At 42.2% G+C, this 22,597-nt stretch carries 17 protein-coding genes; 14 read left to right on the forward strand and 3 right to left on the reverse strand.

The genetic code is table 11. The features are described from left to right. Positions 1–9 precede the first annotated feature (9 nt). From K08M4_RS06845 to K08M4_RS06860, 4 genes are read left to right on the forward strand one after another with little or no spacing between them, the layout of a single operon-like run. Positions 10–1,761 carry an AAA family ATPase gene (locus K08M4_RS06845; protein WP_086049323.1) on the forward strand — a complete coding sequence of 584 codons (1,752 nt, stop codon included), beginning with the start codon at positions 10–12 and terminating at the stop codon, positions 1,759–1,761. Further along, positions 1,761–2,849: an HNH endonuclease family protein gene (locus K08M4_RS06850; protein WP_086049324.1), complete on the forward strand. Its 1,089-nt coding sequence runs from the start codon at positions 1,761–1,763 to the stop codon at positions 2,847–2,849. Before K08M4_RS06845 ends, K08M4_RS06850 begins: the two co-directional genes overlap by 1 nt. Beyond that, positions 2,850–5,546 (forward strand): DUF8426 domain-containing protein, encoded by a 2,697-nt coding sequence (locus K08M4_RS06855; RefSeq protein WP_086049325.1) that lies wholly within the window; start codon positions 2,850–2,852, stop codon positions 5,544–5,546. Beyond that, the gene (locus K08M4_RS06860; RefSeq protein WP_086049326.1) at positions 5,546–6,886 is read left to right on the forward strand and encodes an McrC family protein; all 1,341 of its coding nucleotides are present in this window, start codon (positions 5,546–5,548) and stop codon (positions 6,884–6,886) included. Before K08M4_RS06855 ends, K08M4_RS06860 begins: the two co-directional genes overlap by 1 nt. On the opposite strand, the gene K08M4_RS06865 is transcribed toward K08M4_RS06860, so the two are convergent. Together K08M4_RS06865 and K08M4_RS06870 are read right to left on the reverse strand one after the other, a co-directional pair. Beyond that, positions 6,863–7,150 (reverse strand): hypothetical protein, encoded by a 288-nt coding sequence (locus K08M4_RS06865; RefSeq protein WP_086049327.1) that lies wholly within the window; start codon positions 7,148–7,150, stop codon positions 6,863–6,865. The genes K08M4_RS06860 and K08M4_RS06865 overlap by 24 nt on opposite strands. A 321-nt stretch (positions 7,151–7,471) precedes the next feature. Then, a complete protein-coding gene (locus K08M4_RS06870) occupies positions 7,472–8,731 on the reverse strand; it encodes an adenylosuccinate synthase (RefSeq protein WP_086049328.1) in 1,260 nt (419 codons plus the stop codon). 695 nt (positions 8,732–9,426) lie between these two features. On the opposite strand from K08M4_RS06870, the gene K08M4_RS06875 reads away from it, so the two are divergent. From K08M4_RS06875 to K08M4_RS06905, 7 genes are all read left to right on the forward strand, one after another. Then, positions 9,427–10,332 carry a LysR family transcriptional regulator gene (locus K08M4_RS06875; RefSeq protein ID WP_086049329.1) on the forward strand — a complete coding sequence of 302 codons (906 nt, stop codon included), beginning with the start codon at positions 9,427–9,429 and terminating at the stop codon, positions 10,330–10,332. A 276-nt stretch (positions 10,333–10,608) separates the two neighbouring features. Beyond that, complete coding sequence (gene dmeF / locus K08M4_RS06880; protein WP_086049330.1) at positions 10,609–11,616, forward strand: CDF family Co(II)/Ni(II) efflux transporter DmeF; 1,008 nt, start codon at positions 10,609–10,611, stop codon at positions 11,614–11,616. Then, positions 11,594–12,010: a MarR family winged helix-turn-helix transcriptional regulator gene (locus K08M4_RS06885; RefSeq protein ID WP_017070724.1), complete on the forward strand. Its 417-nt coding sequence runs from the start codon at positions 11,594–11,596 to the stop codon at positions 12,008–12,010. The genes dmeF and K08M4_RS06885 overlap by 23 nt, the downstream gene beginning before the upstream one ends. 616 nt (positions 12,011–12,626) lie before the next feature. Next, positions 12,627–14,351: a methyl-accepting chemotaxis protein gene (locus K08M4_RS06890; protein WP_086050398.1), complete on the forward strand. Its 1,725-nt coding sequence runs from the start codon at positions 12,627–12,629 to the stop codon at positions 14,349–14,351. 236 nt (positions 14,352–14,587) lie between these two features. Further along, positions 14,588–15,586, forward strand: coding sequence for an acetyltransferase (locus tag K08M4_RS06895; RefSeq protein WP_086049331.1), 999 nt, complete (start codon positions 14,588–14,590; stop codon positions 15,584–15,586). 220 nt (positions 15,587–15,806) lie between these two features. Then, a complete protein-coding gene (locus K08M4_RS06900; protein ID WP_086049332.1) occupies positions 15,807–16,727 on the forward strand; it encodes a LysR family transcriptional regulator in 921 nt (306 codons plus the stop codon). Between the two features lie 181 nt (positions 16,728–16,908). Next, positions 16,909–18,975 carry a TonB-dependent receptor domain-containing protein gene (locus K08M4_RS06905; protein ID WP_435532557.1) on the forward strand — a complete coding sequence of 689 codons (2,067 nt, stop codon included), beginning with the start codon at positions 16,909–16,911 and terminating at the stop codon, positions 18,973–18,975. 140 nt (positions 18,976–19,115) lie between these two features. Here K08M4_RS06905 and K08M4_RS06910 read toward each other — a convergent pair whose 3' ends face one another. Beyond that, a complete protein-coding gene (locus K08M4_RS06910; protein WP_086049333.1) occupies positions 19,116–19,871 on the reverse strand; it encodes a class I SAM-dependent DNA methyltransferase in 756 nt (251 codons plus the stop codon). 471 nt (positions 19,872–20,342) lie between these two features. Here K08M4_RS06910 and K08M4_RS06915 point away from each other — a divergent pair, with 471 nt between their 5' ends. The 3 genes from K08M4_RS06915 (at position 20,343) to K08M4_RS06925 (ending at position 22,497) form a co-directional block, all read left to right on the forward strand. Continuing rightward, a complete protein-coding gene (locus tag K08M4_RS06915) occupies positions 20,343–20,867 on the forward strand; it encodes a GNAT family N-acetyltransferase (protein WP_232460228.1) in 525 nt (174 codons plus the stop codon). A gap of 14 nt (positions 20,868–20,881) precedes the next feature. Next, entirely contained in the window at positions 20,882–21,478 is a 597-nt protein-coding gene (locus K08M4_RS06920; protein ID WP_086049334.1) for a LysE/ArgO family amino acid transporter, read from the forward strand. 437 nt (positions 21,479–21,915) lie between these two features. Next, on the forward strand, positions 21,916–22,497 hold the full coding sequence (locus tag K08M4_RS06925) for a porin family protein (protein ID WP_086049335.1): 582 nt from the start codon (positions 21,916–21,918) through the stop codon (positions 22,495–22,497). Positions 22,498–22,597: the final 100 nt, after the last annotated feature.

The following is a 22,597-nucleotide window of genomic DNA, read 5'->3' on the forward strand; positions in this document are numbered from 1 at the left end:
AGAACAAAAATGAGATTAAATAGGCTTAAGTTAGTTGGTCGATACAAATCGATTGTTGGTACAGAAGAAGAACCTTTCATTTACACCTTTAAACCTAATAGCGATGGCTATTCGCCTATATGCTTAGTTGGCTTAAACGGTTCCGGAAAATCAAACTTCATTGAACTAATCGCTGATATCTTTGGCTACGCCGATAGGTACTTTAACCCGCAGTACGAATGTGCCGAAGACCTCACCTATGATTTTGAAATTGATTATCAAACTGTTGTAGATGGACATGATTTTTTCATCAAAATCAAAAGCATCAGTTCCAAAGCGAAAATGTACTCCTATCAAGATATTGAGTACATAGATTTTCTTTCATTTGGCAATGTTCAAGAAGGTCGCTTTCAGGCGATGGTGGCGACAGAAAATATCGATAATGAACATGAACGATTTCTTCCTGATAATGTACTTGCTTATTCATCCGGTAATAACCAAGGATTAAGTTCGGTTTTTGCTAAAGCTCAACTTAGTTTCTATAACGTTGTTAGAAAGCAGGGCGTATTTCACCGAGAATATGCAAAAAGATTTGATAACTTGATGGCTCTTGAAGAAGGGCTTAATGAGAAGCAAATTGTTGAGTTACGTGAGTACATAAGTAACAGTTTTGACCGTTATCAAAACTTGTTTAAACCACCAGTGCTATTTGAAGGTGAAGTTGATATAGATTTTCCCCTTGCATCAATTAAAGCTGATCTCCCTATTGGAAAGTTCACAGATCATGCTGCTAATCAGTTGTTCTTCATATCACTAATGGTCAACGAACGTGCCGAATTTAAGCAATTCTTGAATGATTACACGAGTATCGCAGCATTGGAGTCATTTGAGATTGATTTGCGACTGTCGGAGTACCGAGATTTAGATTTCATTAAAGCTGAAGTTATACGACTGCAGCAACTTAGCTGTGATAGTTCGAAGTTCAATGATGATACTCTCAACGGTGTTCTGAAGTTTGAAGTTAACCAAGACTTTTTCGAGAGAATAGAAACCCTGTATCTTGAGCGTTCAATGTTTCTAGATAACTTGATGTTTATCAACCAAATGGTGGCTAAGCGGTGGAGCAGAGACGAAAAACGAACATTGAAAACGAGTTGCTACGAGCGAAATGTGCCTAATATTACAGGTGGTTTAGCGCCAATTCGTTTCGTTAATACAAAGGTTAGGTTAATTAATCCAAATACTGTGACGCTCTATGACCGGCTCAGTGATGGCGAGCATCAGCTCATTCAAATTATCGGTTCCTTAATACTATTCGGTGACCAACAATCCTTGTTTATCCTTGATGAACCAGAAAGTCATTTCAATCCTGAGTGGCGTATCGAGTTTGTCGATATCATTAACAAGTACGTTGGCTTATCAAAGTTAGAGCTAATCATCTCAACACATTCTCCGTTTGTCCTTTCTGCATGTAAATCTGAGCGCGTGCTGCACTTTCAGAAAAATCCTGACGGACGTGTGGCTATTCAATCTCTGGGGAATGTTGAAACTTACGGGGCTTCCTTTGATTCTTTGCTCGCGTCTGTATTTGATTTGGATGTGTTAATTTCTAAGAAACCGCTGTCTGAGCTTAGAGCTGCTTTACGAGCCTATGATGAAGGGTTAATGGACGAGCTGGAAACGCTAAAGTGGCTTGAGTCATATGGTGATTCATTTGAAGTGAACTTCAGGAGAAATCAGCTGAAGCATAAGTTAGCTGACAACGACAGAGGTGATGACTAATGCTTTGGCCTGTAGTTAAACCACCTCAGTCATCATTGTATTGGTTAGATGAAGTACATAAAGGCTTTTATCGCCGGATGTTTCAGGGAAATAACTTCACTAGCTGCTTTCCAGTTACTTTCAATGGTGTGCTTACTGGAAGTGTAGAGACACAAAAGCGATTTTCTGATGTATTCGATGAATATCAAGGCTTATCAGCGGAGTTACAACAAGAATTTGAGCGCTTGTTTTTAAATCAAATTCAGTGTTTGTCATTTATGGGGAATACTCGTCATGTCGTAATTGGCCCTGCAGAGCAACTGACTGAGATATGGAGCAAATCCAAATTACTTGGAGGTTATCTGTATAACACTACTTTAGGTCTTGCTTGCTATAAGACTGCGGCTGGTGATCGAAATCATGGCATGGATGAACATTATGCAAGCTACAAAGAACTAAATGGCCTTGTCTGCTGTTTTTGTGGTACCGAAGAGATGATGGAAGAGCGCAATGTAGAACCGGAAGAAGGTGCGATCAGCGATGATGAGAAGCAGTGGAGAGCATCTTACGACCACTATCTACCCAAAAAACACTATCCATTTTTAGCGGTAGACTTCAATAATCTTGTTCCTTGCTGTCAAAAGTGTAATGAAAAAGCAAAAGGTGAGCTTGATGTTCTTCATTGTGACGATGTTAGAACGTTAGCGCTTGATGCATATACCGACCAAGTTCCAGTTTTACTTCAGGCTTCTTATGACTGCATTGAAGGTACCTACAAGATGGTCGTCGATATTGAAGATACAGACGATCTACTTGCAGAAAAAGCTGACACATGGAATAGAACCTTTCAAGTTTTACCTCGAGTCAACAGGCGTTTGAATAACTTTAACAGGTCTTGGTTAGGACCGTTGTTGAATCGTGTTGGGGATGTACATCAGGCAAAAGCTGCATTAAATGATGAGGTTATTCGCTGTAGTCAAGACAAGAAAGATGAAAGAGAAGCCTATTTTAAAGCTCTTTGTTTTCAGGTGATAGCAAGTAAGCCTGATAGTGATATTTCATCGTATGTCGATGCGATCCGTCAATCCTATGCTAGGAGACGTATTTAAATGGCAATATTTTGCGGTGACGATAATTCTTCTTATTTAATTGAAAGTGCGTCCAAATTTAAAGATCTGTGTCTTATTCAAGGACAATCACTTTTTACGGATCAAGCAGTATGGAATTCAGCGGCGTGCAATGAACTTATTCAGTTTTTTGTTGAAAATTTAGAAGAAGGTGAGGGCAACTTCTTAGCAAAGCTAGAAACCCAACTGGATAATGCTTCACCTGAAGCAAAGCTATTGGCGGCAGAGATGCTGTGGTTGATGTTTTTATGTCCTAGTAGTGCCGGACCTGCTTCTAAGCGAACCAGTATTGAACGTGTTTTTTCCTGGAGCTGCTTTGAGTTTAAAGATGGAGTAAGGGACAAATATTTGTCTGATGAGGCATTGACAGGAATAGGTAATACTGGAGCTGCATATCAAACGGGCCGATGGCGAGAACTGGTATATTTTATTCGGTTGCTAGAAAAACTTTTCGAGTTGGATAAAAGTGAAAGAACAACTTTGCTAGCGAGTCGTACAGCATTTTCAAACTGGTTAAACGAAATCCCCGGGAATGATAAACGACAATTCCGCCACATGATTTTATATCTGTTTTACCCTGAAGAGCAGGAGCGAATTTTCGGTGGTGGACATAGGCAATCATTGCTTGAGACGTTTTTGAATATTACGCCATCTCAGTATAGAAGAATGTCACCTCTTGATATCGATAATCGATTGTTAGATATACGAACTCAGTTTGAAAAAGAGTATGGGACAAAAGAGCTTGATTACTACGTTGAGCCATTAAGCTCAAGGTGGGGTCAAGAAAGCTCTGAAGAGCCTAATGAGATAAAAGAACCTGGACAGGGGTATAAAGTGAAAATTAACGACGTAAACCAAACGCTAAATACAATTCTGTACGGACCTCCGGGCACAGGTAAAACCTACAATACGATCAATAAAGCTTTAGAGATTGTTGACCCTGAATTTTACCATCAAAATAACGATGATCGAGCTGCCATCAAGAAGCGATTCGATGAGCTATTAAACAGTAACCGCATTGGCTTTGTTACTTTTCACCAAAGTTTTAGTTACGAAGATTTTGTTGAAGGCCTGAAAGCGACGACTGAAAATAATCAGGTTAACTACGAAATTGAAGACGGTATCTTCAAGCGCTTATGTGAATCTGCTCGTGCGAAACCGACGATAAAAGCAGATCAAGACCATGTTGATATTAGTGGCCGTAACATCTGGAAGATGTCGTTAGGTGATATCGCTGGTGATGATGCCTTTATCTATCAGCAATGTATCGATAATAGCTGTGTTCTGTTGGGTTATGGCTATGATATCGACTTCTCCCATGCCAATGACCGTAAACAAGTCGCTCAAACCTATCGCAGTAATGGGGTAGAAATTGAGAACGAGAGCTATGACTATCAAGTCACATCGGTCAATAAATTTAAGAATGAGATGAGCATTGGTGATTTGATTGTCGTCTCGGACGGGAATCGTAAGTTTCGTGCTATTGCAGAAATTACCAGTGATTACTACTTTGACAACTCTTCGGTTGATGATGTTAGTTATTCTCAAGCAAGGAAAGTAACATGGCATAGAGTATACGAACCGTCACTACCAGTTGATGAATTATTCAAGAAAAACCTGTCTCAAATGACTTTGTATCGATTGTATGACACGACCATTGATACAGAAAAACTTCGAGCTATATTACAAGGTGGTGGTGATTCAGATAACGTTGCACCTGGCCGCACGGTAGGTAAGTATCAGATTGAATCAATTTCTGATGAGCTGATTACTATTAGAAAGCCTAATGGTTCTGAGCTTCCAATGCCCAAATCGATTGTTGACGAGCTTTGTGATTTGGTTCGTTCTGGTGATGTTTCTGTTGACGATATTAAGCATAAAAGGGTGTTTGATAAAGTAAACACCTTGATGGAGAAGTTCCTAGTAAATGGCTACCCTAATGTTCTCGGGCCGTTAGTGGAAGGAATAGTTAGCAAGGGAATATCCTTATCAAATCAAGCCTCTTCAGACAAGAGGGTGCTGATTATTGATGAAATCAACCGAGGTAACATTTCCAACATATTCGGTGAGTTAATCACTTTGATTGAGCCAAGCAAGAGGGCGGGTGGTAAAGAAGCGCTATCGGTTAAGTTGCCATATTCAAAAGAGGCTTTTTCAGTTCCTGACAACTTACACATCATTGGCACGATGAACACGGCTGATAAGTCGTTGGCTCAGCTAGACATTGCGCTGCGTCGCCGTTTTCAGTTTGAAGAAATGATGACGAACTATGAACTGCTTGCAACTATCCCACTATTCGATGGTATTGATATTAAGCAGATGGTTGAAACCATCAACAAACGAATAGAGTTACTGTACGACCGTGAACACACAATAGGACATAGCTTCTTTTTATCGTTAGTTGAAGAGCCGTCGATTGAAAAACTGTCAAAAATTATGGAGCTGGAAATTCTTCCTCTTCTAGAAGAGTATTTCTTTGAGGATTGGGAACGGGTAGCGATGGTGTTGGGAGATCACCTTAAAGCGGATCAGAGCTTACGTTTTGTAATTGAACAATTTGACGTGAATGAAGTCGCTCAGTTAATGGGTGATGATTGGGATCAAACGGGTATACAGCCTTATGTTAGAAACGATCAAGCTTTTAACGCTGCCGCTGCATATATTGGTATCTATTCTTAATGTTTAGTAGGAATCATGACTCTGTGATTGCTGTCCGTGAGTTCGGCTTGTTACTCAATGGTGGTGATAAGTCGAGTATTGATTGCCAGTCAATACCGAGTAAAGCGTTTGAGTGGTTGTTGGTCAATGGACAGAGTAATAGTCAAGAGTCAGTCGATCTCATCAAGGTCAAAAAGCAAGGTCGTTCAATTGCTCTGCAAGTTATCAATTATGTTGGGGTATTAGAAACGCCTTGCGGCACCCGGATTGAAATTCTTCCTAAAATATCAGAGAAGGAAGATAACCAAACAGCCACGAAAGTACTCCTCAAGATGCTTTCAACGGTCCATAAACTTAACATGCATAGGTTTGAAAACTCTTCGCTACAAACGTTAAAAAGACCATTGTTTGAAATATTGATTGGTTATTTTTTGAAAGATGTTTCGGATGTCATTAAGAAAGGGATTCGAAGCCAGTACACAAGAGTTCAAGATCGTAAACCTTACTTAAAAGGTCAGTTACAAACATCAAAGCAAATAAACCAACGACCGGGTTGCTTAAATAGCTTTCACATTGCTTACGATGAATTTTCTCCAGACAGAGCAGAAAATAGATTGATACGCTCTGCACTGAGTCAGGTGATGAAGTGGTCAAAAAATAGTGACAACTTACGCTTAGGAAGTGAATTACAATTCGCTCTTGATGATATTCCGCACTCAGGAAACCATGCATTAGATTTTCGTCAATGGTCCAATGAACGATCTTTAATTCATTATCGAACTGTGAAGCCTTGGTGCGAGTTGATTTTAAGTTACCAATCACCAGTATCCCTTTCTGGGCAACATAATGGAATTTCGATGCTTTTCCCTATGGAGAATCTCTTTGAGCGCTATGTAGCGATTAAACTAGGGAAATCATTGCCACATTCTCTTGGGTTGAAAACCCAAGCGAGTAGTTGCTCGTTAGTCACACATACGCCCCGTTCAGGAAAATCTCAAGAGTGGTTTAGGCTCAAGCCTGATATTGTTGTTAGCGAGAAAAGCTCGCATGATCCGCTTTATGTAGCCGATACCAAGTGGAAGCGAATTAACGAGAAGCAAGCAACGGCTAAGCAGAAGTATGGGGTTAGCCAGTCTGACATGTATCAAATGTTCGCCTATGGTCAAAATTATTTAGGTGGCTCAGGCGTGATCTATCTTATCTACCCTGCATATGAGCACTTTAATGAATCTCTACCGCCATTTAGATTTGATGAGAACCTGTCGGTAAGGGTAATCCCTTATGATCTCATTAACGATGAGTGTGAGCTGTTGGGTGTTGAGTTGCCGCTAGAGTTTTCAGCGCCTAAGCTTTCGAGCTAAATTACGTATATCGTTATTTACTCGATTAGACTGAAGTACTAAATCAAGAGCATCGAGCTCTCTACCGTTGTCAAAGATCAACTTTGCGTTTCCGATTCGAATGGCTGCACCAGCTTCATTGCTGACTTTTTGCCTTACAAGAGTTTCAATGGCATCTGCGCGTGAAATCCTTCCAGTAGTGAAATTTTGGAAAAGCTCATAGTTGGATACAAAAGCGGCCTTGCCAACGGATTTTAATTTTTTGTCTAGTTCGATGTCGTCCATGTGATGCTCCATATTTTATGCGATTAAGCTTTGATAGAATTATAGTCGGTTTCTAGTAACCATCAGGATATAGCAGGATGCAAAACCCTGATTCTTTCTGATAGAACAGCTCCTTTGAAATCAGTGTTTTCTGAAGTAACACCAGAAGTAACATATTAAAAATCGATGTTGATTATTTTTTATGTTAATCAAAAGGATAGGTTAGATAGTCGAGTCCAGTAGCGACCACATTATACGAAAGAGCCCACCTAGTGTGGGCTTTTTTGTGTCTGTCGCCTTTCAGCCAAAACAACCGCTTTAGCTGAAATACTCGATAGAGCTCTAACCTCGAATGATCATTTGCTCACGCTCAGGGCCTACTGATACCATCACAATTGGCACACCCATCAACTCTTCGATACGCGTAACGTAATCTTGTGCTGCTTGAGGAAGGCTCTCAAATGTGCGGCAGCCCGTGATGTCTTCATCCCAACCTGCCATATCTTCATATACCGGCTTTAGTTCAGCCGTTTGTGGCCAAATCGGGTTTTCAGTGTGCTCACCAGAGTAAGCGGTACAGATCTTAAGTTCAGATAAACCAGACAGGCAATCAATCTTAGTCAGTGCGATTTCAGTCGCGGCTTGTAGGTCAACGCCGTTGCGAGTTGCTACCGCATCAAAGTAGCCCATATCACGTGGGCGACCCGTTGTTGCGCCATATTCGTTAGAGCTTTCGCGGAAGCTGTCTTGCTCTTCCATTGCAGTCACTAGCGTACCAGTACCAACAGATGAGCTGAACGATTTAGCAACAGCAATAACGCGCTCAGGGCGAAGGGCAGGTAGACCACTACCGATACCCGCGTAAGCTGCGGTTACATTAGAAGACGTCGTCCAAGGGTATTCACCGTAGACAAGGTCACGACCTGCGCCTAGCTGAGCTTCAAACAGTAGGTTCGCGTCTTGCGATTGCAGTGCTTTTAGCGGCTCAGTCACGTTGCAAATGAATGGGCGCCAAGCTTTAGTCACTTCAAGGAGCCACTCTGTCATTTCAGAAGCAGTCTGAGTGAAGTCACATTGTGGGTATAGCGCTTTAAGTTGAGGCATCTTCCAATCAAGCAGGAATTGAATGCGCTGCTGTAAAATCTCAGGTTGATTCAGCCAACCGACAAGAATGCCTTTCTTCATTACACGGTCACCGTACGCTGGTGCAATACCTTGACGTGTTGAGCCATAAGCACCATCGCCTAAACGCTCTTCTTCAAGCGTGTCTTCAAGCGCGTGTAAAGGTAGACACAACGTTGCACGGTCTGAAATCGCCATTTTCACTGTGATGCCAGCCGCTTGTACTTCTGCAATCTCTTGAGTTAGCGCAGCAGGGCTGATCACCATGCCAGGGCCAAGAACTGCCGTACAATCAGGATTAAAAATACCACTCGGTAGTTGGTGCAGTTTGAATGTACCGAAGTCGTTTACTACGGTATGACCGGCATTGTTTCCGCCTTGAAAGCGAATGCTAGCAGAAGCTTGGTCTGCTAAAAAATCAACGATACGGCCTTTGCCTTCGTCGCCCCAGTTTGCGCCTACAACAACAATAGATGGCATAATTTTTCTCCTGACTGATTGAGAAATCATGTTATGCCTACAATGTGGATAAGAGAAATTAATTATCTTTATTATCTTGATAAGGATTCCATATATCCTTAAAGTCTTAACCCATAAGCGAGATTCCCTATCACGTTCGTTCCTCACTGTAGGGAATGACGATAATTGGTAGAGAAACTGTAAAACAACCGTCATTCCAGAACCGAGGAACGAGGTATCTGGAATCTCAAGTCACAAGCGAGATTCCTTATTACGTTCGTCCCTCACTGTAGGGAATGACGATAATTGGTAGAGAAACTGTAAAACAACCGTCATTCCAGAACCGAGGAACGAGGTATCTGGAATCTCAAGTCACAAGCGAGATTCCTTATTACGTTCGTCCCTCACTTTAGGGAATGACGATAATTGGTAGAGAAACTGTAAAACAACCGTCATTCCAGAACCGAGGAACGAGGTATCTGGAATCTCAAGTCACAAGCGAGATTCCTTATTACGTTCGTCCCTCACTTTAGGGAATGACGATAATTGGTAGAGAAACTGTAAAACAACCGTCATTCCAGAACCGAGGAACGAGGTATCTGGAATCCCAAGTCACAAGTGAGATTCCTTATTACGTTCGTCCCTCACTTTAGGGAATGACGGGTGGGGTAGCCCCTCACTGTAAGGAACGATGTGAGTAACACTAGAGAGAGAAAATGATGCTCGATATTAATTTGTTGAAGACGTTTGTGACGCTAGCGGAATATAAGCATTTTGGGAAAGCGGCCAATGCACTGCACATGACACAACCCAATGTGAGTTTGCACCTAAAACAACTGGAACAACAAACACGCATAAAGTTGATAGAGAGAAGCCCTTTTCAATTGACTCAAGCGGGTGAACGGCTATTGGAAACAAGCCAAAGAACGCTACTCGAACTGCAGATTTGTCAGGCTGATCTCAATGCGATTAACGACCTCAAAATAGGTACATTAACTATTGCCGTGAGTGACATCATTTCCCGGTTTTTGTTGATTCGCCCATTCCAGAAGTTTAAAGCACAGTATCCGGGTATCGACCTTACGCTATTGAATACCACGTCATCTCAGGCATCGAGTTTAGTTAAAAATGCTCAAGCGGATATTGGTTTTGTTATCGCAAAAGAACAGCACAACGAGTCGTTGTATTTCACAAAGCTGCAAGAGCTTTCTTGGTGCGCGTTAGGCGATGGGTTTGATATTCAAGGCTCTGATAGTTTGCCAAAAAGTGATCTCACGGATGTTGATACCGAGCTCACATTGATTCTACTTGGCCATGATACGAGAACCCGTGATTTCATTGATGAAGGTTTACCAAGCCTTAATTTACCCAATCACAGAGTAATGGAAGTAGGGAGTGTCGACGCTCAAATCGACTGGGCAGAAGCGGGATTTGGCGTTGCCATCATTCCTGAATTTGCGATATCCACCAAGCAGCATCTGAATTCAAAAATTACACCATTGACGAATTTCTCTAGCACGAGCCTTGGTTATATCGTGAGGCAGAATCAAGTCTTGTCTAAAGCGACCAAGCAGTTATTAGGTTGGGTGAATGATGAGATTACCCAGTTGCAAAACCAATAACTCCATCTGATCTACCTAAGCCCACCTCGTGTGGGCTTTTTTGTGTCTGCAAAGCGCAACTGTTTCTCCACCCAATAGGCTATCGAGCTAATTAGAGCTCCCCATCTTACTCCCCCAAATCAGAACCTTAAAATTCATCGTTGACAATGTTTGATAATCAAACTAAATTTCACTTATTGGCTTGATGGTCAAACTACTTGTTGGTCAAAGTAGTTTTTGAGCAAGATCGATCAGTAACGACTCCTAACATTGAACACACGAGCTAAGGACGCCATTTTGAGTTTTCCAACACGTCACCAACACAACTTTTCTTCACATAACAGCCAAGGTGAAAAGCGTACTTTCTACGTTCTCTTGTTAACTATCATCACCATGGTTGTCGAGATCGTTGCCGGTACTATTTACGGCTCTATGGCGTTACTTGCTGATGGTTGGCATATGGGGACGCATGCTGCGGCGTTTGGCATCACCTTATTTGCATACCGATATGCGAAGAAACATGCCGAGAGCGAACGTTTCTCTTTTGGTACTGGCAAAGTCAGCGTGCTAGGGGGCTATACCAGCGCGATTGCGTTGGGGATTGTGGCATTGTTGATGCTGGTGGAATCGGTACATCGCTTGTTTAACCCACAAGCAATTCAGTTCAATGAAGCGATCATCGTTGCTTGTATTGGTTTAACCGTGAATGTAGTGAGTATGTTTTTACTCGGCGATCACCATCATGATCACGGACACGAGCATGGTCATGATCATAGTAAGAACCATGGCCATTCGCACGGTCATTCACATAGTCATGATCACGACAGCGACCATGGTCATAAACATGTTGAGCATCACGGACACCATCATGATCACAATCTACGCGCAGCCTACATGCATGTGTTGGCGGATACTTTGACGTCTCTGCTTGCGATTGTTGCGCTGCTATTTGGTAAGTTTTACGGTTGGAACTGGTTAGATGCAGCAATGGGAATGGTTGGCGCATTCGTGATTGCCAAGTGGACGATGAACCTTATGAAACAAACCAGCCCAATCCTGCTGGATGAGAATATCGACCAAGATTATCGTGACTCAGTGACCGAAACCTTAACGCCTTATGCGTCGGTAACCGATTTCCATATGTGGAAGGTGAGTGGACATCACTATTCAGCAGCGATTACTCTTGAATCAAACAGTGACAAAACCGTCTCTGAATATAAACAAATGCTCGCCAAGTTTGATAAGATTAATCATCTTACTCTTGAAGTGCATTCAAACGACCATGCGAAATATAGAACAGCTTAACCAAATACTGACTGAGTTCTACGATAAAATGTCTTCGTGGGAGCAGTCTGTTGTCAAAGAGACAGGTTATTCCCTTGCTCAAGTACACACCATTGAAGTGCTCGGTATGCATGGCGCGTTAAGAATGAAAGAGCTCGCTGAAAAGTTGGGTATCACCACGGGTACGCTTACCGTTCAAATCGAAAAGTTGGTTAAAGCTGAATTGATTGAGCGGCATGAACACCCAACAGATCGTCGTGCGATTGTGGTTGCTTTGACTGATGAAGGGCAGAAGATACACGTTCACCACAACCAGCTTCACTTGAATTTGGTTAATGGACTAACACAAGACATCGAAGAAGATGAGAAAGCGGTGTTATTGAAGTGCCTAACCAAGATGGTGAAAGCGTTTTAGTCAGCCTTGAGTTCGCATTCTAACTCTTTAGCTGCAAAGCGATTGACTAGAAAATCAAAAAATGGACCTGACTCGAATTGAGTGGGTCCATTTTTTCGCCGTTTACGCTCTACTGTACAATCATCAATAGACGGATTCACTGTTTAAAAACTACAAGTCAAAATCTCCAATATTACTCTTCGTTCTTGAACCTCTGATGAGCCAAAAAAATGTCATTCACAACCGTTAGTTCAATAATTGCTCAAAGTGTTTTAATTCAAAGCTTTAATAGCAAGGCGTTCAGCTATTTATACTCCGTCAAATACCTGTCTCTCAGTTTTATAATTCAACTAATGTGTATGTAACAAAAGTGTGTTATTGATTGATTCGTCGTTAATGGGAATGAGCCTTCTCTGTTTAAATGTATTGATAATGTCACTACTGGCGGGCAGGGCCGCTGCAAAAACTCAACCTCATTAATGATAAAAAAATCATAACAATAACTCGATCGCACTAGCCGTATATCCATGCTTTGATGCGATCAATTAGATACTCATAGTTAATTTAGTAAAGACGAGCCACGTATATGAATATAAAGAAAAAGCTCTATTCGTTGGGGATGTTCTCCATCTTCGGCATGATTTCATTGTTGTTTACCACATCGCAATTTGCAGACACCACAGCTCAAATGAGCGAAGCCAAACAAATCACCAAAGAACTTGAAGTGCGACTACTTAATCTTCGCCGTAACGAGAAAGATTTCTTGCTGCGTAGTGATATGAAATACCTCGACAAGTTTGACGTAAACTACAACAAATTCTTAGCGTCTGAATCTGAGCTTAATGCTGTGCTGAATGATTTGGGTTTGGCCAACAGTACGCATTTGCGTGAAGATATCGAAACGTACCACACAAGCTTTGTTAACCTTGTTAAAGCCAACCAAGTGTATGGACTAGCACGAGACAAAGGCTTGCTTGGAGAATTTCATGCTGTACTCGATAACATAAGTGCTTCAGCAAGCGCTGAACAAAAAATCGAACTGTATTTCTTCAATGATCTGATTGAAAAGGGCGAGTTCGACCCAAGTGTACTGTCTATTACTTCTAATACAGGAAGCTCAGCTGCTTTGATAGACGCAGCTCGTCAAGTAGTGGATCAGAAACGAGTGATAGGGTTAAAGCACAACGAAGGTCTGCTTGGGCAAGCTCGTTCGGGTTCTCATGCTATCGAAACTCAATTTAAAGAATTCTCAGCGGTATTGGACCAAGAAACCCAACAAGAGATGGACAAGCTATCGCTGATCAACAACACCCTTTGCGTCACACTGTTAGTGGCGATCATTCTATTCAGCTGGTTAATCGTGCGTTCAATCATCGGTAAGATTGAATCTCTACTTACTGTGATCCGTAATATTGTCGACTCGAACGACGTGTCTATTCGTGCGACGGAGAATGGCAAAGACGAACTCGGTACGCTAGGCGAATACTTCAATCAACTGCTAGACCAACTTGAAGGGTTGATTGCGACGTCTCAATCTAAGTCACATCAGTTGACACAAAGTACGTCGAGCATGCATGACGAGCTGGAATCGGTCATCAAACAGTTCGAAGTTCAGGCAAACCACACCTCAACAATGACAACTTCAGTGCAAGAGATGGTACTGACTATTGGGGAGATATCAGAAAGTACATCGGTTGCCGCTGAAGGTGTTCATCAAGCGAAAATGAATGCCGATAAAGGTCGTGAAGTGGTGGTCGATACCATCAATAACATTACCCAGTTGTCTGAACGCCTTTCAAGTAGCCAAGATTCGATTAGTTCTTTGAATCACCATGTCGATCAAATTGGTAGTGCCGTTAACATTATCCAAGGTATTGCGGAACAAACTAACTTATTGGCACTGAACGCAGCCATCGAAGCCGCTCGTGCTGGTGAGCAAGGTCGTGGCTTCGCAGTTGTTGCGGATGAAGTCCGAGCTCTTGCAAGCAGAACGCATCAATCGACCACTGAAATCACCAGTGTAGTAACTGCAATCCAGAGCCAAATGAATGCTTCTATGACAGAGATTGGCGAGTGTAACCAACAAGGCCAGCTGACACTTAAAGATTCAGAAGAGCTGGATGCAAGCTTGCAACTGATCTTGAGTGATATGGAAAGCATTCAGGGCAACTCAGAACGCATTGCTTCAGCGATTGAGGAGCAGGGTGCTGTGATGGCGCAAGTGAGTGACTCGATCACTGAGTTGAATACTATCTCGAATGATAACAACGCTTCGGCGCAGCATTGCTTAGTTGAAGTCGATAAAGTAGCCGAGCAAGCGAACGATATGGATCAAGCGGTAGCGCAGTTCAAGACGTCGTAAGATCAAAGAGCGGCTATAAACCAAAGCCGTGAATTATGTCAAACCAAAGACGTGAGTTCTTAGAAACCAAAGGCGTGAATTATTCGCGCCTTTTTTATGCCTGAAGGGTAGGCAAGTGCCTGAATCGATAGAAATAAGAATAAGGCATTACAAAATAGACTTAAGTATCTGTGGAATAAAACTAAAATAATGACAAACTATCGAAGAAACGTTAAATCTTACGGAAGAGGAACAGCATGCACTACGACGTATTCAATGGAGACGCAGACGGTATTATCGCCTTGTTACAACTGCGATTAAGTGAACCGAGAGAGAGCGTACTCGTGACCGGTGTAAAGCGTGATATTAAGTTAGTTTCTCAAGTTGCCAGTCAAATCATAGAGCCTGGCACACCAAATGAGGTCTCTTCCGTTACTGTTCTTGATGTGTCGATGGAGAAAAACCTGCCAGCATTGCGCTCACTGTTAGATGCCAATATCGATGTGTTTTATTGCGATCACCATCGAACAGGGGACGTACCAATCTCTGATCATTTAGAGACTCTGATTGATACAGCGCCAGAGAGCTGCACGAGTTTACTGATTAACCAGAAGCTGAAAGGTGCACACGTAGCCTGGGCAATCGCGGCGGCCTTTGGTGACAATTTAAAAACAGTGGCCGCACAGCTAGCAGATGAAAATGGATTCGAGCAATCACAAATTGAGTTCTTAGAAGAGCTAGGTACCTTGGTTAATTACAACGGCTACGGTACATCACTGAGCGATTTGCACTTCACGCCAGTTGAGCTCTACCAAACCCTTTATCAATATCCGAATCCGTTTGATCTTTTGGATGACACAGACTCGGTGTTTTATCGATTACGAGCGGCTTACCAAAATGACCGCCAGCAACTATCAAACCTTGCCCCTATTTATGAAAGTGCAGTAACACGTGTGTTTGAACTGCCTGGTGAGACTTGGGCAAGGCGTATCAGCGGTGTATTTGGCAATGAGATCGTGAATCAAGATCCAAACCGAGCACAAGCAGTATTAACGAAAAACCAAGATGGCGAATCTTATACAGTTAGTCTAAGAGCACCACTATCTAATAGAACGGGCGCAGACGAAATTTGCTCAAGCTTTGTAACTGGCGGAGGGAGGAAAGCAGCGGCTGGTATTAATCAACTTAGTGAGCTTGATAGAGGGAATTTCATTTCACTGTTGGACGCTTATTATTCGCCGAGTGTTGAGCGCTAACGAAAATAGTAGCCAGAGTGAATAGGGGAAAGAGAGGTCATTTGGCCTCTCTTTTTTGTCTCTCAAGTTATCTAAACCAGGCTTTCAACCCCCTATTTATCGTCAAAGTCGGCACTGCACATGACATAAGATAAAAATAAGAGTGATTATCAATTGTATTAATTATGAAGAAGTAGCACTATACTTATATTGAATTTTCCGCACTCTAAATATCCCAATAATGAATCTTGCCCAAGTTGACCTAAACCTACTCGTCATTCTTAAACACCTTCTTGAAGAGAAGCACGTATCAAACACTGCGTTGGCGCTGGATATGAGCCAACCGACGGTGAGTCGTTCGCTACAAAAACTACGAACGGTATTCAACGATGATTTATTGGTACGCGCAGCCTATGGTTATGAGTTAACCCCGAAAGCAGAAGTCATTAAGCAAGATCTCAACTCCGTTCTCGCACGTTTAGAGAAACTGGTTCACGGAGACGTATTTGAACCGCAGACGAGCAATAGTACCGTTCGGTTCTTTGGCTTGGTTCCACAAGTGTCGCATTTGTTACCAAAAGTCGTCACGCAGATCCGCAAGCAAGCGCCGAACATGACTATTGATATAGATTCAATCCCTAAACGTCACTTTGAACCTTTGCTATCGGGAGATGCTCACTTTGTACTGTCGACGCATGAGCCGTTAAGCTCAGAACAAAATCTGTATCGAATGTTCGTGATCAGCCGCGATTATCGGTTATTAATGAGCAAAGACCACCCGTTAGCAGATAAAGAGATCACCGTTGATGATTTATTGAATAGCCAACTCGGCCAGATCTCACTGCAAGGGGATAAAAAGCTCTCGATTGAAAGTCGTTTCAAAGATTTGGGCTTGATCGATAAGCAGCGTCAGTTATCAATACCTATCCAACTGTCTAACTTTAACGTCGCACCAGATATGGCTGAAGCGACCGATATCATCTTTCACCTACCAACTCCTTTCGCTCAACAAGCAGCAAAACAGAGAAACCTTGTTTGTAAACGCGTACCCAAAGCGATCAGGAGCCCATCAGAAGATGTGTATCTCTACTGGCATAAACGTTTCCACAATGACCCTATGTGTCGTTGGATTCGTGAACTATTTAAAGAGACATACTCCTAAACCATCTGGCAGATGAATGCTATTTGTCTAATGCTAATGAAATGAATATAGGTTAAATCCTTTATTTGAAAAATGAATAATCATAATAAATTTTCAACATGAAACTTTCGTTGATTGGAGTGGTGACTGGTTGTTTAATGCAAACCATTATCATTACTAATTACATATAAGAATAAATATCATGTCTGAGAAATCTCTTCTGATTCGCAAGTCTCTTTTGGTTCGCAAACACCTTATAGTTCGCAAGCCTCTTTTGATTCGTAAACCCCTTTCGATCGCAGTAGCTGTTATTTGTACCTCACTTTCGGCTAACGTGTTAGCGCAAGAAAAACCGCAAGCTACAGATGAACAAATGGTTGTTACGGCAACTCGTACTGAAATGGCTCTAAAGCAAGCGCCAGCGTCAATGTCGGTTATCACAGCTCAAGACATCGAAGATAGCCCTGGTATCACCTTGGCAGATATCGTTGCTGAATCAACGAGTGTGGAATCTGATTTTGATAGCACACGCGCTGGCCGTCAGATGATCTCTATTCGTGGTATGGATTCAGACTACACGCTTATCATGGTTAACGGCCGCCGTTTAAGTTCAGCAAGTGCCATCATCCGTGGTAACGATTTCGATCTTTCCACTATTCCTGCTGAATCAATCGAACGCGTTGAAATCATCCGCGGCCCAATGTCTGCACTTTATGGTTCAGATGGCATGGGTGGCACAATCAACATCATCACCAAAGCTCCGGAAAATGACTGGAGCTCAACGATTAATATGGACACTTCATCTCCATTAGACGGAGATGGTGGGGAAGAATATTCAGTTGGTTTTACCACGTCCGGTGCATTGATTGATGATGAATTGTTTGCACGTTTCTCGTTAAATCAAACCTCGCGTGACGCATGGCAGCCGTATACAGGTAATGGTCGAGAGAACATTACCGCTCTTGAAGAGCGCGACACCTTAAGTTTGCTAGCCAACCTGGCGTGGAATGTTACAGACAACCAAACGATTGATTTAGATCTTGGCTATAGTGACGATAAACGTGATGGTTTAGCCGAACACGCTACAGGTTCTAACCTAGTCGATAGTAAGGTGGTACGTAACAGTCAAGCGATTACACACAGCGGCTTTTGGAGCTGGGGTGATACACAAGTTCGTTACTCTCGTGAAAACGTGACAGATAATGATGCAGCTGATCTAGGTAACAATTACAGTAGTGATGTAGAAGAGCTAACTCAAATAGTAGAAGCATCAGCGACGACTTATCTTGGTGAGAGTCACACCGTAACTTTTGGTATGGACTACCAGTTGAGCGAATTAACCAACAAAGAAAACTTGATCAACGGTACATCAGAAGCGTACCAAGGTGCCTTGTTTGTTCAAGACCAGTGGCTGATGACTGAACAACTCACCGCAACCATTGGTGGACGTTTAGATAAGCACGAATGGTACGGTGAAGAATTCAGTCCGCGTGTGTACTTGGTTCACCAAACGACCAATGATCTCATCATCAAAGGTGGTGTGGGTAAGGCTTTCAAAGCACCTTCGTTGACTCAAAACCAAGCCGACTACACAGTTAATAGCTGCAAGGGAGCGTGCGATTTATATGGCAACGAAAACCTGAAGCCTGAAACGAGCTTGAACTATGAAATTGCAGCAATATACAACCAACCACGTTGGAATGTTGAAGGTGCCTTGTTCCGCAACGAAATCAACGATCTTATTGATCGCGATGAAACCTACTGCGAGAACGGCGGAGTGTTTGAATCGGGTAAAGGGTGCGCGGACAGTTCTAGCTCTACTGGCTATGTGAAAGGCAAGCGTACTTATACCAATGTATCTGAGGCGGTGGTTCAAGGTGCTGAACTTACGGGTCAATTCCAGATTACCGATGAGTGGGGCGTGTCTGGTAACTACACCTTCTTAGACACAGAAGATAAGTCAACGGGTGAAGAACTGCTTGAGCGTTACAAGCATTCAGGTTTAGTTAAACTGAACTGGAGCCCGACTTTCGACTTAAATACGTTCATTAGTGCGCGCTACCGTGGCGAGCGTAATATCGAAAGCGACTTAAAGCAAGACGCATACACAACACTGAGCATCGGTACTGTGTATAACGTTAATGACTCTGTTCGACTACGCGCTGGTATTACTAACTTGACTGATGAAGCTGTATCTCAAGAGCTAGAGAGCATGGGTTATGTTGAAGAGCCACGTACTTACTACGTAGGTATGACAGCGGACTTCTAATCAATCTCTGTTTGATTCGTTAGAAAGATACATATAAAAACGAAGAATCCACATTGGCTAGGTACTCTATAAAGAGAACGGCGAGTGTGGGTTCTTTTTTGTGTGCTTGTATCGGTTTAATTCGTTTGGAATTGGTTTACCTAGATTTTTACACAAGTGACCAAAGCATTACCTGATTTGCTATCCCAAGGCAGCAGCTTGTCATAATCGTGCTCAAAAATATGAACCTCGAAGTAGGGCTTCAATATCTCGATCAATTCCTTAAACGAGAATGCCACCATCGGATGTTCGTCATTCCATATCTGAGTTTCACCGGCAGTCGTTTTTTCGATGCTTAGCTTTAACGTTTGCTTGCTACCTTCGCCGGAGTAATACCAACCTGAGCGAAAGGTAAAGTCATCGTGTTCTTGGTTTGCAGTATGTCGAACAAACAAGTCATTGCTGATCTTCTCTTTATCAACCACGTTGAAGCAGAAGACACCTTCGGGTTTCAAAGCTCGGTGCACGCTTGCAATGCACTCTTTTAGCCTCTCAATACCGTCGTTGTAATGGATTGAATACAAAAAACAGGTGATCAAGTCGAGTGGCTCCGAGACTTCAAAGTTACTCATGTTCTGAACCGAAAAATTTGCTTCAGGACAACGAACTTGAGCGATATCAAGCATTGGCGCGTTGAGATCGAGTCCATTGCTTTGGTAACCAAAATCGATAAAGTGATGAACGTGTGGACCAGTGCCACAAGCTAAGTCGAGGTGAGTCTTTCCACCATTTCCGAAAATTTGATGTAGCCTACGTACGCAGTTACTTTGCGCTTGATAGTCAATATCAACACACATTAAATCGTAGTAACCGGATAGGTCGGTATAAAGTGCGTTGGAAGAAATAGTAGCTGACATATTGGCGGACATAAGTGCCTACAGCATGAGCTGAAAAAATTGGGGTGGCGCATCATATACCGAAATGTCGAAATCGCAATCAAATTTTCGGTCAATGAAAGCGTTTATTTTCTAACTTATGATGATTTTAAATGGCACTGGTTAAAGGAACATTTAAGTTTCCAACAACATCAGTATGCATTTCATCGCTATTCACTTTGCTCTGACTACTCATTCGTTAACTGAAACAGGTATTGCTCTCTCGGTGTAGCGACCACATTGGGGTTGTAGAAGACTTTTATGACGAGACTAGATAGCAAAAACATGCTATCTAAGTAAGTTAAGTATGACATTTATAATTTCATGATTAACCGCTAGTTTTACTGGTTCGAACCGAATTTTTGAAAAGGAATTAATTCAATAAATTAGGTCGATAATTAAAGCCAAATCACTCAAGCTAAACAAGCACACTGAACAAGGAGAGTTGAGACAATGACATCAGCATTAAATGCACAGGATTCAATGGAAAATGGAACAACATTGGAAACCAGTACTTCAATAGAAATTAGGCTTGATGATTTATCGGGTGGGGAAGTCATTGTGCTACTTGAAGAGCACCTTGCCGATATGTACGCAACTTCGCCAGCCGAAAGCGTTCATGCATTAGATCTGGATGGGCTCAAGTCGCCAGAGATTACCTTTTTCAGCGCTTGGAAAGACAGCCAACTGCTTGGGTGTGTCGCCATTAAAGAGCTTGATACACAACACGCTGAACTCAAATCGATGAGAACCTCGCAGTTTGCAAGAAAGTCCGGTGTCGCAAGCAAGCTATTGCAACACGTTTTGGATACGGCGACCGCTCGCCAGTATCGACGCATTAGCCTAGAAACAGGATCGGAAGACTACTTTAAGCCAGCGCGTAATTTGTATCAAAAATTTGGCTTCGGTTACTGTGAACCTTTTGCTGATTATGTGTTAGATCCTCACAGTCAGTTCATGAGTGTTGAGTTACGTTAAGAGGCTAACCTTTGATGCCGACTTATTTTTCAGGTTTTACTCTTGGGCTTTCGCTTATCCTCGCGATCGGATCTCAAAATGCATTTGTTTTAAAGCAAGGGCTTAAGAACCAACACGTATTGGCAGTTTGCGCTGTGTGTGCTATTTCTGATGCCTTACTCATTAGTTTTGGTGTGACAGGCTTTGGTGCAATCGTTAAGCAGTTCCCACAAATTGAACAGTTCGCCCGTTATGGTGGGGCTACCTTTTTAGGTGTTTACTCATTTTTGAGTTTTCGCTCAGCATTTACCGAAAACCATGCATTAGAAGCCAGTGCAGAAAACAAAGACTCGTTAACCAAAGCGATTGCAATGTGTTTGGCGTTCACTTGGCTTAATCCGCATGTGTATTTGGATACTGTGGTATTGCTGGGTTCTATTTCAACTCAATATCAACCTAATCAAATGTTGTTTGGCGCTGGTGCCGTATCGGCGTCGTTTGTGTTCTTCTTTTCGCTTGGATATGGCGCACGCTTCTTGGCTCCAATGTTTAAGAACCCGAGAGCGTGGAAGGTATTGGAATTTGTCGTTGGGGTCATTATGGCTTCTATTGCAATATCTTTGATCGTTTAGCTCCAAGATATTCCGAAAACAGTAAATAAAACTCACACTATTAATCGATAGCGTGAGTTTTTTGTATTTTTGGGGAAGGTATAACTGGTGTGTCCAAGCGCTACTCTGAACGTTGGTTGTTGTTTAACCTTTTGATTATAAGTGATTTTTATTGGTTTTTATAATCAAAAATATTATGGGTTTACTTCGTTTTTTAGTTGGCTACTTTATTAAATCTCATAAATAAGACACAGTTAAATACTTTAATTATTTGCTTGATGAATGAATATTGTCGTGTTAATTTTCCTATCGCCCCGCAAATGAACAGTGTTTTATTGTTTGTTAGGAGTCGCTTGAATAATTTATATTGAACAGTATCGCAACCGTTGGAATAGTGTCGGAAACCTATTAATAGTTGATGAACGGTGCTGTAAGACAAACTAAAAAAGGGTATTTTCATGCTTAAATCATCATTTCTATTGGGTCTAGTCGGCTTGGTTTCACTCCCTACATTCGCTGCTGATATTGAAGGTGGTCCATACATTGGTGCTGGCCTTGGTGTATATCAAGATTCAGACACTGACGGTGGCGCTGATTTAGATGCTGAAAGCATGGGGTACAGCCTTTACGGTGGTTATCAATTTAACCGCATTGTTGGTATTGAGCTTGGTTACACGGATTACGCTGACTATGAACTATTGGGCAAAAAGAAGCTTTCACCAACGGCTCTTTCTGTTGCTGCAAACGTAGGTTACACATTTGATAATTCAATTCGTCCGTTTGTAACAGCAGGTTTGAGCTATGTTGATCTGAACTCTAGTAACGGCGCTTACTATGGCGACGATTCGGGTACAGGCTTCCATTTTGGTATTGGTGTTGAATACACGCCTGTAGAAAACCTAACACTTCGTCTGATCTCGCAAGCAGATGCTGTGAATATTGAAACTTACACCTACAGTTTCAATGGCAACAAACTCCGTACAAGTAGCAGAGATGTAGCGTTTAGCACAGTAACATTGGGCGCTTCTTACAATTTCTAATGACCTCTGCAAAATAGCTTACCGCTAGTATTCGTGGACACCTAAAAACCGCTCTAACTTTGAGCGGTTTTTTTATGTCAAAAATAACGATTGGTCAGAT

This window comes from Vibrio syngnathi, from assembly GCF_002119525.1.
Classification (GTDB): Bacteria; Pseudomonadota; Gammaproteobacteria; order Enterobacterales; family Vibrionaceae; genus Vibrio; species Vibrio syngnathi.

Bases quoted from the DNA above. Each gene is read 5' to 3' on its own strand.
- K08M4_RS06890 (WP_086050398.1), top strand. From the start codon at position 12,627: ATGATTTCATTGTTGTTTACCACATCGCAATTTGCAGACACCACAGCT.
- K08M4_RS06900 (WP_086049332.1), top strand. From the start codon at position 15,807: ATGAATCTTGCCCAAGTTGACCTAAACCTACTCGTCATTCTTAAACAC.
- K08M4_RS06850 (WP_086049324.1), top strand. From the start codon at position 1,761: ATGCTTTGGCCTGTAGTTAAACCACCTCAGTCATCATTGTATTGGTTA.
- K08M4_RS06920 (WP_086049334.1), top strand. From the start codon at position 20,882: ATGCCGACTTATTTTTCAGGTTTTACTCTTGGGCTTTCGCTTATCCTC.
- K08M4_RS06910 (WP_086049333.1), bottom strand. From the start codon at position 19,871: ATGTCAGCTACTATTTCTTCCAACGCACTTTATACCGACCTATCCGGT.
- K08M4_RS06870 (WP_086049328.1), bottom strand. From the start codon at position 8,731: ATGCCATCTATTGTTGTTGTAGGCGCAAACTGGGGCGACGAAGGCAAA.
- K08M4_RS06885 (WP_017070724.1), top strand. From the start codon at position 11,594: ATGCGAAATATAGAACAGCTTAACCAAATACTGACTGAGTTCTACGAT.
- K08M4_RS06925 (WP_086049335.1), top strand. From the start codon at position 21,916: ATGCTTAAATCATCATTTCTATTGGGTCTAGTCGGCTTGGTTTCACTC.
- K08M4_RS06905 (WP_435532557.1), top strand. From the start codon at position 16,909: ATGTCTGAGAAATCTCTTCTGATTCGCAAGTCTCTTTTGGTTCGCAAA.
- K08M4_RS06855 (WP_086049325.1), top strand. From the start codon at position 2,850: ATGGCAATATTTTGCGGTGACGATAATTCTTCTTATTTAATTGAAAGT.
- K08M4_RS06915 (WP_232460228.1), top strand. From the start codon at position 20,343: ATGACATCAGCATTAAATGCACAGGATTCAATGGAAAATGGAACAACA.
- K08M4_RS06875 (WP_086049329.1), top strand. From the start codon at position 9,427: ATGATGCTCGATATTAATTTGTTGAAGACGTTTGTGACGCTAGCGGAA.
- K08M4_RS06845 (WP_086049323.1), top strand. From the start codon at position 10: ATGAGATTAAATAGGCTTAAGTTAGTTGGTCGATACAAATCGATTGTT.
- K08M4_RS06895 (WP_086049331.1), top strand. From the start codon at position 14,588: ATGCACTACGACGTATTCAATGGAGACGCAGACGGTATTATCGCCTTG.
- K08M4_RS06860 (WP_086049326.1), top strand. From the start codon at position 5,546: ATGTTTAGTAGGAATCATGACTCTGTGATTGCTGTCCGTGAGTTCGGC.
- K08M4_RS06865 (WP_086049327.1), bottom strand. From the start codon at position 7,150: ATGGACGACATCGAACTAGACAAAAAATTAAAATCCGTTGGCAAGGCC.